Source organism: Sphingomonas sp. UYEF23, from assembly GCF_040546165.1.
In the GTDB taxonomy this organism is placed as follows: domain Bacteria; phylum Pseudomonadota; class Alphaproteobacteria; order Sphingomonadales; family Sphingomonadaceae; genus Sphingomonas; species Sphingomonas glacialis.
Map to the genome: position 1 here is coordinate 306,193 of NZ_JBEPNG010000005.1, position 9,658 is coordinate 315,850.

At 64.7% G+C, this 9,658-nt stretch carries 9 protein-coding genes; 6 read left to right on the forward strand and 3 right to left on the reverse strand.

Annotation, left to right across the window (positions count from 1 at the left end; translation table 11 throughout):
- Positions 1-132: 132 nt before the first annotated feature.
- Both clpA and ABIB28_RS12025 read right to left on the reverse strand, forming a co-directional pair.
- Positions 133-2,460 carry an ATP-dependent Clp protease ATP-binding subunit ClpA gene (gene clpA / locus ABIB28_RS12020; RefSeq protein WP_133190253.1) on the reverse strand — a complete coding sequence of 776 codons (2,328 nt, stop codon included), beginning with the start codon at positions 2,458-2,460 and terminating at the stop codon, positions 133-135.
- 141 nt (positions 2,461-2,601) lie between these two features.
- A complete protein-coding gene (locus ABIB28_RS12025) occupies positions 2,602-2,799 on the reverse strand; it encodes a DUF1192 domain-containing protein (RefSeq protein WP_354288313.1) in 198 nt (65 codons plus the stop codon).
- 89 nt (positions 2,800-2,888) lie between these two features.
- Here ABIB28_RS12025 and ABIB28_RS12030 point away from each other — a divergent pair, with 89 nt between their 5' ends.
- The gene (locus ABIB28_RS12030; protein WP_322160638.1) at positions 2,889-3,869 is read left to right on the forward strand and encodes an NAD(P)H-quinone oxidoreductase; all 981 of its coding nucleotides are present in this window, start codon (positions 2,889-2,891) and stop codon (positions 3,867-3,869) included.
- A gap of 183 nt (positions 3,870-4,052) precedes the next feature.
- On the opposite strand, the gene ABIB28_RS12035 is transcribed toward ABIB28_RS12030, so the two are convergent.
- Positions 4,053-5,480, reverse strand: coding sequence for an NAD-dependent succinate-semialdehyde dehydrogenase (locus tag ABIB28_RS12035; RefSeq protein WP_354288315.1), 1,428 nt, complete (start codon positions 5,478-5,480; stop codon positions 4,053-4,055).
- Between the two features lie 9 nt (positions 5,481-5,489).
- On the opposite strand from ABIB28_RS12035, the gene ABIB28_RS12040 reads away from it, so the two are divergent.
- The 5 genes from ABIB28_RS12040 (at position 5,490) to queA (ending at position 9,054) form a co-directional block, all read left to right on the forward strand.
- Positions 5,490-5,729 (forward strand): exodeoxyribonuclease VII small subunit, encoded by a 240-nt coding sequence (locus tag ABIB28_RS12040; protein ID WP_010185119.1) that lies wholly within the window; start codon positions 5,490-5,492, stop codon positions 5,727-5,729.
- Positions 5,730-5,733: 4 nt separating this feature from the next.
- Entirely contained in the window at positions 5,734-6,633 is a 900-nt protein-coding gene (locus ABIB28_RS12045; RefSeq protein WP_133190245.1) for a polyprenyl synthetase family protein, read from the forward strand.
- Entirely contained in the window at positions 6,630-7,139 is a 510-nt protein-coding gene (coaD, locus tag ABIB28_RS12050) for a pantetheine-phosphate adenylyltransferase (protein WP_354288316.1), read from the forward strand. The genes ABIB28_RS12045 and coaD overlap by 4 nt, the downstream gene beginning before the upstream one ends.
- Before the next feature lie 92 nt (positions 7,140-7,231).
- Entirely contained in the window at positions 7,232-7,996 is a 765-nt protein-coding gene (locus tag ABIB28_RS12055) for a peptidylprolyl isomerase (RefSeq protein WP_133190235.1), read from the forward strand.
- Between the two features lie 32 nt (positions 7,997-8,028).
- Complete coding sequence (gene queA / locus ABIB28_RS12060) at positions 8,029-9,054, forward strand: tRNA preQ1(34) S-adenosylmethionine ribosyltransferase-isomerase QueA (RefSeq protein WP_354288317.1); 1,026 nt, start codon at positions 8,029-8,031, stop codon at positions 9,052-9,054.
- Positions 9,055-9,658 lie beyond the last annotated feature (604 nt).

Genomic DNA, 9,658 nt, shown 5'->3' on the forward strand with positions numbered 1-9,658 from the left:
TTGACGAAAAGACCGTTAATGCGGCTGGAGGGATTGCGGCTGGGCGCAATCTCGATCGCCGGGCCAGCGGTCTCTACGGCAAACAGGACCGCCGGGCGCGAACGCGGTGTTCGCACCCAGCGGTCATATCGGTCACTTTACCGTGGTCGTGTCCTTGTCGGTGCGGCTCACCGGCTTCTTCTTGGGCTTCTTGGGTGGGGCCGAAGTGATCTCGAACGCAAGCGCGTTGTCCTTCAGCTTGACCGTCACCTCGCCGCCATGGACCAGCTTGCCGAACAGCAATTCCTCGGCAAGCGGCTGCTTGATCTTTTCCTGGATCAAGCGGCCCATCGGGCGGGCACCGTAGAGCTTGTCATAGCCCTTGGTGGTGAGCCACGTCTTCGATTCGTCGTCGAGCTTGATATGGACGTTGCGGTCGGCCAGCTGCAGCTCGAGCTGCAGGATGAACTTGTCGACCACGCGCGCGACCACTTCGGTCGGCAGATAGCCGAACGGCACGATCGCATCGAGACGGTTGCGGAACTCGGGCGTGAACATCTTCTGCACCGCCTGCTCGTCCTCGCCCTCACGGGTGAGGTTGCCGAAGCCGAGCGTTTCGCGCGCCATGTCGCTGGCACCCGCATTGGTCGTCATGATCAAGATGACGTTGCGGAAGTCGACCGTCTTGCCGTGCTGGTCGGTCAGGCGACCGTTGTCCATCACCTGCAACAGGATGTTGAACAAATCGGGATGCGCCTTCTCGATCTCGTCGAGCAACAGCACCGAATGCGGCTGCTGGTCGATCGCATCGGTGAGCAAACCGCCCTGGTCGAACCCGACATAGCCCGGCGGCGCACCGATCAGCCGCGAGACCGAGTGGCGTTCCATATATTCGGACATGTCGAACCGCTGGAGCGGAATCCCCATGATGGTCGCGAGCTGCTTGGCGACTTCGGTCTTGCCGACGCCCGTCGGGCCGGTGAACAGATAGTTGCCGATCGGCTTCTCGGGATCGCGCAAGCCAGCGCGCGACAGCTTGATCGCCGACGCCAGCTTCTCGATCGCCGCATTCTGCCCGAACACCACGCGCTTGAGATCGGTCTCGAGCGATTCGAGCGCCTTGGTGTCGTCGGTCGACACCGACTTTGGCGGGATGCGCGCCATCGTTGCTATGACCTGCTCGATCTCGCGCGACGTGATCGTCTTCTTGCGCTTGGCGAGCGGCACCAGCATCTGCATCGCGCCGACCTCGTCGATCACGTCGATCGCCTTGTCGGGCAGCTTGCGATCGTTGATGTAGCGCGCCGAGAGTTCCACCGCCGACTTGATCGCGTCGGGGGTGTACTTGACCTTGTGATGGTCCTCGAACGCCGAGCGCAGGCCCGCGAGAATCTTGATCGTGTCCTCGATCGTCGGCTCGTTGACGTCGATCTTCTGGAAGCGCCGCAGCAGCGCGCGGTCCTTCTCGAAGTGGTTGCGGAACTCCTTGTACGTCGTCGAGCCGATGCAGCGGATCGTGCCGCCCGACAGCGCCGGCTTCAACAGGTTCGACGCGTCCATCGCCCCGCCGCTGGTGGCACCAGCGCCGATCACGGTGTGGATCTCGTCGATGAACAGGATCGCATCGGGCATCTTCTCGAGCTCGGTGACGACCGCCTTGAGGCGTTCCTCGAAGTCACCGCGATAGCGCGTGCCGGCCAGCAGCGCGCCCATGTCGAGCGAGTAAATCACCGCCGGCAGCAGCACCTCGGGAACATTCCCCTCGACGATCTTCCGCGCGAGGCCTTCCGCGATCGCGGTCTTCCCGACACCGGGATCGCCGACATAGAGCGGGTTGTTCTTCGAACGACGGCACAGGATCTGCACGGTGCGATCAACCTCGGGGCCGCGACCGATCAGCGGATCGACCTTGCCCTTCTTGGCCTTCTCGTTGAGATCGACGCAGAACTGCTTGAGCGCAGACTCGCTCTTGCCCTTCTCGCCGGGCTTTTGCGGCTTCTCTTCCTCGACGCCCTTGGGAGTTGACGCTTCGGGTGCCGCGCCGCCCTTGCCGACGCCGTGGCTGATGAAGCTCACCGCATCGAGCCGGCTCATGTCCTGCTGCTGCAGGAAATAGACGGCATAGCTCTCGCGCTCGCTGAACAGAGCGACGAGCACGTTGGCGCCGGTTACTTCGTCGCGGCCCGACGACTGGACGTGGAGGATCGCGCGCTGGACGACGCGCTGGAAGCCGCTGGTCGGCGAGGGGTCGGTCGCCGCATCGACCTTCAAGGCTTCGAGCTCGGTATCGAGATAATGTTTGACGGTCGCGGTCAGCTCGGCGGTATCGACGTTGCACGACTGCATCACCTTCGAGGCATGCTCGTCATCGATCAGCGCCAGCAGCAAGTGTTCGAGCGTCGCATATTCGTGGCGACGTGACGACGCGGCTTCCAACGCCTTGTGAAGCGTGGTTTCAAGCGCGGAGGCAAAGGATGGCATCAGGTCTTCACTCCTTGCGGGCTGCGGCGAAAGCGCAGCCCTTTGCGCCTATGTTGGAAGGCGTATCCGCCACTGCAAGCACTTGAAAATCGTTCGCCGCCCTTACTGCCATCTTATAGCGGATGGGAGGGCTGGCTCGCATCAAGACTTGAACAGATTATCGGCTTCAACGCGATGGCTGGCGGCGTGTTCCATCTTCGCGGTTGTGCGCGCGATCTCGGTTTGCAGCGCGGCAACCCGCGCCTCAAGTTCCGCGACCGACAACGGGTCGAGGTCCTGCGCGATCAGCGCCGCGAGCGGATCGCCCGCGCGTTTCGGGAGAATCTCGTCCAAGTCCATTGCGGGATCGTTGACCCGGCGAGCGGCCATGTCAATAAGGCGCGCAGGCAAAACGGGGCATAAGATCGATGGACGGAATTCCGGATACCATGCGCGCAATCGACCCCGATGGTCCGGGCGGACCCGAAGTCCTGCGCGTGGTCGAACGGCCCGTTCCGACACTGCGCCCCGATGAAGTGCTGATCCGTGTGGCCGCGGCCGGGGTCAACCGGCCCGACGTGCTCCAGCGCAAGGGCGGCTACGCGCCGCCGCCGGGCGCGCCGTCGATCCCGGGGCTCGAGGTGTCGGGAATCGTCGTCGCGCAAGGCGCTGACGTCGATTTCGAGCTGATGGGGCAGCCCGTCTGCGCCTTGCTCGCGGGTGGCGGCTATGCCGAATATGTCGCGGTTGCGGCGGGGCAAGTGCTGCCCGTGCCGCATGCCTTGTCGATGATCGAGGCAGCGGCTTTGCCCGAAACGCTCTTCACCGTGTGGACCAATTTGTTCGAGCGCGGCTATGCGACCGAAGGCGACACCGTGCTGGTGCATGGCGGGACGAGCGGGATCGGGACGATGGCGATCAGCCTCGGCGCGATCTTCGGGCTGAGCGTGATCATCACTGCGGGCTCCGACGACAAATGCGCCTCGGCGCTGAAACTCGGCGCGGCGCATGCGATCAATTACAAGACCGAGGATTTCGTCGAACGGGTCGCCAAGATCACCGACGGCCAGGGCTGCGCGGTCGTGCTCGACATGGTCGGCGGCGACTATTTGCCGCGCAACCTCCAATGCCTGGCCGAAGACGGTCGGCACGTGTCGATCGCGGTGCAGGGCGGGGCGACCGCCACCATCCCGATCTTCGACATCATGCGCCGCCGCCTGACGCTGACCGGATCGACGCTGCGTCCGCGCGATTCGGCGTTCAAGAGCCTCGTCGCCGACGAACTCCACCGCACGGTGTGGCCGCATGTCGAAGCGGGCCGGCTAAAGCCGATCCTCGACCGCAGCTTCCCGCTCGCCGAAGCCCCCGCTGCGCATGCGCGGATGGAGGCGGGGGATCATATCGGGAAGATCGTGCTGACGATGGACTGAATGCAAGCCTTCAAAGCCCTCTCCCGCTTTTGCGGGAGAGGGTTGGGTGAGGATCTTTTTCTTCTGATTCTCGACGCTCGTAAAAAAGGAAGACCCTCACCGACGACGACCAGGGCCGCGCTGAAGAAGCGCGACCCAAGTCTCCGTAGCCTCTCCCGCTCGCGGGAGAGGGCGGGAGGCACCTTACCCCAGCACGGTCTTCAGGTTCATGAACTCGTGCAGCCCGTATGGCCCCAACTCGCGCCCGTGTCCCGAGCGCTTCACCCCGCCGAACGGCGCCTCGGGCGCGCTTGCCAGCATCTTGTTGACCGCGATCATCCCCGCCTCGATATCGCGCTCGAAACGCGCGCGCTCCGCTTGGTCCTGAGTCCACACCGACGAGCCCAGTCCGAACGGCACGGCATTGGCGATACCGATTGCCTCGTCGATATCCGCCGCCTTGAACAGCATCGCGATCGGCCCGAACAGTTCCTCGTTCGCGACTTCGTGATCAGTCGGCACGTCGACCAGAATGCCGGCCGACATATACGCGCCCTTGCCGGGAAGCGCCTCGCCGCCGAACAGCAGCTTCGCGCCCGCCTGCTCGAACAGCTTGAGCTGGCCGAGTACCGTCGCGCGCTGCTCCTCGCTCGATAGCGGGCCCATGTCGCTCGCCGCATCCATCGGGTCGCCGGCGACGACCCCCTGCATCCCCGCCGAAAATTTCTCGAGGAAGGCGTCGTAGATGTCAGCATGGACGATCATCCGCTTGGCGCAGATGCACGACTGGCCCGTATTCTGCACGCGCGCGGTCACCGCGGCCTTGGCCGCCGCATCGAGATCGGCCGAGGACATCACGATGAACGGGTCCGACCCGCCAAGTTCGAGCACGACCTTCTTGAGCGCACGGCCCGCCGCCTCGGCAACCTTCATCCCGGCGCCTTCGCTGCCCGTCAGCGTCACCGCGACGATCCGATCATCGGCAATCAGCGCATCGACCTTGTCCGACTTGATCGCCAGATTCTGGAACAACCCCGCTGGACCGCCCGCGGCGATCACCATCTCCTCGAGCGCCGCTCCACAACCCTGCACGCTCGACGCGTGCTTCAGCAGCCCGACATTGCCCGCCAGGATCGTCGGCGCCATGAAGCGCACGACCTGCCAATACGGGAAATTCCACGGCATCACCGCGAGCACCGGACCCATCGGATGCCACGTCGCGGTCGCGCCGGGGAAGCTGCGCGGTTCGAGCATGGCCGCGCCTTCCTGCGCATAATGGCGGAACGCCTGCGCACATTTCTGCACCTCGGCGATGGCGGACTTGAGCGTTTTGCCCATTTCGCGCGTCGCGGTTTCGGCGAGGCGCTGGGTATTGGCGTCGAATTGCTCGGCGATTCGCTCGAGTAGGGCGGTGCGGGTCGCGAGATCGGTCAGCCGCCATTCGCGGAAGGTGTCGTGCGCTCGCTGGAGCTTGATCTCGATTTCTGCGCCGGTCAGCTCGGCATAGGATTGGCCCGGCGCGCCGGTGGCGGGGTCGATGCTGGTAAACATGGGGTATTCCTCATTGGGGACGAACAACAAACGCAACCGAGGCCTCGCGTATCCTTGACCCCAAACGCTCGCGTGCCGCATAGCTGCCAAATGGATACACCGATCGAAGAGTTGACGTTCGAAGCGGCGCTCAAGGAACTGGAGGGGATCGTGTCGAGGCTCGAGAGCGGCGATGCGCCGCTCGACCAGGCGATCGCGCTCTATGAGCGCGGCGATAAATTGCGGCGTCGTTGCGACGACCGTCTGACGGCGGCACAGGCGCGGATCGAAGCGATCCGTACCGACAGCGAGGGGCGTGCCGTCGGCACGCAGCCCTTTGCCGCAGGTTGATGGCATGACCGCAGCGTCCCTGTCGCTCAAGGCGGCCTTGTCTCAGGTCGGCGCCGACGTCGATCGCCGGCTCGACACCTTCCTCACCATCCCCAATGACCCGCGCGCCGATCTGTATCGCGCGATGCGCCATGCCGCGATCGGCGGGGGCAAGCGGTTGCGACCGCTGCTCGTTTTCGCGACGGCGCGGCTGTTCGCGGTCGATCGCGATTGCGCCGGGCGCGTCGCCACCGCGATCGAATGCATCCACGTCTATTCGCTGATCCATGACGATCTCCCCGCGATGGACGATGACGACATGCGGCGCGGCAAGCCGACGGTGCACAAGGCGTTCGACGAAGCGACCGCGATTCTCGCGGGGGATTGCCTCCATGCGCTGGCGTTCGAGATTCTCGCCGATCCCGCGACGCATCCCGATCCGTTCGTGCGCAGCGAGCTGGTGCTCGATCTCGCGCGCTCGGCCGGCCCGTCGGGCATGGCGGGCGGGCAGGCGATGGATCTGGAGGCCGAGAAATCGACCTTCGACCTGCCGACCGTCACGCGGCTCCAGGCGATGAAGACCGGCGCGCTGATCGCCTGTTCGGTCGAGGCAGGTGCGATCCTCGGCAAGGTGCCGCCCGAGGGGCGCGTGGGCCTGCGTGGCTATGCGCGCGACATGGGGCTCGCCTTCCAGATCGCCGACGACATTCTCGACGTCGAGGGCGACGAGGCCGCCGTCGGCAAGAAGCTCGGCAAGGACGAAGGCGCGGGGAAGGAAACCTTCCTCTCGCTGCTCGGTCTCGACCGCGCGCGCGCGCAGGCGCGGATGCTGGTCGATCAGGCGATCCAGCATCTCCAGCATTTCGGCCCCGAAGCCGATCTGCTCCGCGATATCGCCCGCTTCACGCTGGAGCGCGATCGTTGACCGATCGCATCGGCGTCTATCCGGGGACGTTCGACCCGGTGACGCTGGGGCATATGGACATCATTCGGCGCGGCGCGACCTTGGTCGACCGGCTCGTCATCGGCGTCACGACCAATGCGTCCAAGTCGCCGATGTTCACGCTCGACGAGCGGCTCGCGATGATCGAGCGCGAAACCGCTGAGATCGAGGGCGTCAGCGTCGTAGCATTCGATTCGCTGCTGATGGATTTCGCCGAGGCCCAGGGGGCAAACATCATCTTGCGCGGCGTGCGCGGCGTCACCGATTTCGAATATGAGTATCAGCTGACGGGCATGAACCGCGCGCTCAACGACCGCGTCGAGACGGTGTTCCTGATGGCCGACGTGGCGCTCCAGCCGATCGCGAGCCGGCTGGTCAAGGAAATCGCTTTCCATGGCGGGCCGGTTACGCGGTTCGTGACGCCGAGCGTGGCGCAAGACGTCGTCGACCGCGTCGAGCAGATCGGCCGAAAGGGCATGCGGCCCTAATTCGGTCGCCTTTGCCCGGCAACGTTCAGTTTGGCGCAAAGCGGCACATGGTCTAAGCGCAACTCCATTCCGAGATATTTCGCGGGGAAATAATGCGTTTCGTTGCCAGCCTGTTTGTCCTTCTCCTGGCGTTTCTCGCCGGACCCGCCCTTGCCAACAAGAAGAAGGACGACGCCAAGTCCGCGGTCGTGACGACTGCCGGCCGCCCGCCGATCCCGTCGGCGACCGACCCCGAGAATTTGCTGTACCTCGATTTGTCGACCGGCGGCCGCGTGATCATCTGGCTGCGCCCCGACGCCGCGCCGAAAATGGTCGAGCGTGTCAAGACGCTGACGCGCCAGCATTTCTATGACGGCCTGCTGTTCCACCGCGTGATCGAAGGCTTCATGGCGCAGACCGGCGACCCCAAGGGCGACGGCACAGGCGGTTCGACGCTCCCGGACGTTCCCGCCGAGTTCAACTGGCTGCCGCACGTCCGCGGCGCGGTCTCGGCAGCGCGCGAAGGCTCGGCCGAAGGCGCGACCGTCGAGCAGGTGACCAAGGCGGAGAACAGCGCGAACAGCCAGTTCTTCATCGTGTTCAACCCGAACATGAAGCTCGACAAGAAGTACACGATCTTCGGTCGCGTGATCTCTGGCATGGAATATGTCGACACGATCGCGCGCGGCGAGCCGCCGACGCGCCCGTCGCGCATCCTCCACGCTTATATCGCCGCCGACAGCCCGCCGGCCTATGTGCCTGCGCCGCCGGCGCCCGAGCCGACGATCGCGCCTGCTACGCTTGCCCCGAGCAAGCCGGCGGTGAAGCCGATGCTCAAGGGCAAGCCGGCCGCTGCACCGAAGAAGAAGGCCGCGTAAGCCAGGTCTTCGCGGCGGGGAGCATGCGGTCAATGAACGTCGACCTGTTCGACTTTGTCCTGCCGCCCGAGCGGATCGCGCTGCGCCCGGCGTCGCCGCGCGATTCGGCGCGGCTGCTCGTGGTCGAGGGCACTGCGCTGCACGACCGCAGCGTCGGCGATCTGCCGGGGGCGTTACGCGCGGGCGATCTGCTCGTGTTCAACGACACGCGCGTTATCCCGGCGCAGCTCGAGGGGACGCGCGGCGATTCGCGGATCGGCGCGACGCTGCACAAGCGCGAGGGGCCGCGTCGCTGGCGCGCCTTCATCCGGAATGCGCGGCGGTTGCGCGATGGCGACGCGATCGATTTTGGCAGCGGCGTCATCGCGACCGCGCACGATCGCGGCGAAGACGGCAGTTTCGCGCTCGAATTCCAGGGCGACGAGCCGGTCGAACTGCTGCTCGAGCGCGCCGGGCGGATGCCGCTGCCGCCCTATATCGCCGCGCGCCGCGCCGCCGATGCGCAGGACGCCGACGATTACCAGACGATGTTCGCCGCCGAAAAGGGCGCGGTCGCAGCGCCCACCGCGGCGTTGCACTTCACCCCCGACCTGATGGCGCGCTTCGCTGCCGCCGGGATCGCGCATGCCACGCTGACGCTGCATGTCGGCGCGGGCACCTTTCTGCCGGTCAAGGCGACCGACACTGCGGAGCATAAGATGCACGCCGAATGGGGCCGGATCGACGCGGCGACCGCCGACCGCCTCACCGCGGTGCGCGCCGCCGGGGGCAGGGTGATCGCGGTCGGCACGACCAGCCTGCGGCTGATCGAGAGCGCGACGGGCGAGGACGGGGTGATCCGGCCGTTCGAGGGCGATACCGCGATCTTCATCACGCCGGGCTATCGTTTCCGCGGGATCGACGGGCTGGTGACCAACTTCCATCTGCCACGCTCGACCCTGTTCATGCTGGTCAGTGCGTTGATGGGGACGGAGCTTATGAAAGAGGCTTACGCCCATGCCATCGAGAATGGCTATCGTTTCTACTCATACGGGGACGCGTCGCTGTTGCTTCCGTAACGGTCTTCCGGTGGGGCCTGGATGGGAAGCTTTTCACGCACCTTCACGTCAGTTTTTGCAAGCGAAGGCTTGGAGGCGCGGCAGACTCTACCTTGGGCAATTGTAATGCGGTGCTCACTGCGTCGGTCCTGCAAGTTCCTAGGCTGGCTTATGAAGCGTAACCGGGGAATAGCTTGATGCCGTTTCGGAGACTATGCGCGCGGCGTGCCGAACCGATATGCGAGATCCGATAGTTCCTGTGCGAGATACCGTTAATTAGCCATCGTGCTATTGCAGAAAGGGTGCTGCATCATCGAGTTTTCGATGACCCCCATGCCGCCTTCGCGCTTCGCCTTTATGTGACCTACCTGCATGCCATTTCGATGTAGAAAGCCACGGCAAGTGGGGCATTTCGGGGCGCTTGGAAGCGTCCCTTGGATGAAGGCCGCTCCCTTCGCATCGCGTGAGAACGATCCGTTGCCCAACGCAAGCAGTTCATCAGGGGGAGAAATGAAAAACTTGAAACTCTCTGTTGATTTCCGCTGAGAGTTGACCCGGGATTTTCATCGAGAAGTGACCCGGGTGGATATAGTGTCCCGCGGCGCGGGGGTGGGTCAAGCGGTGG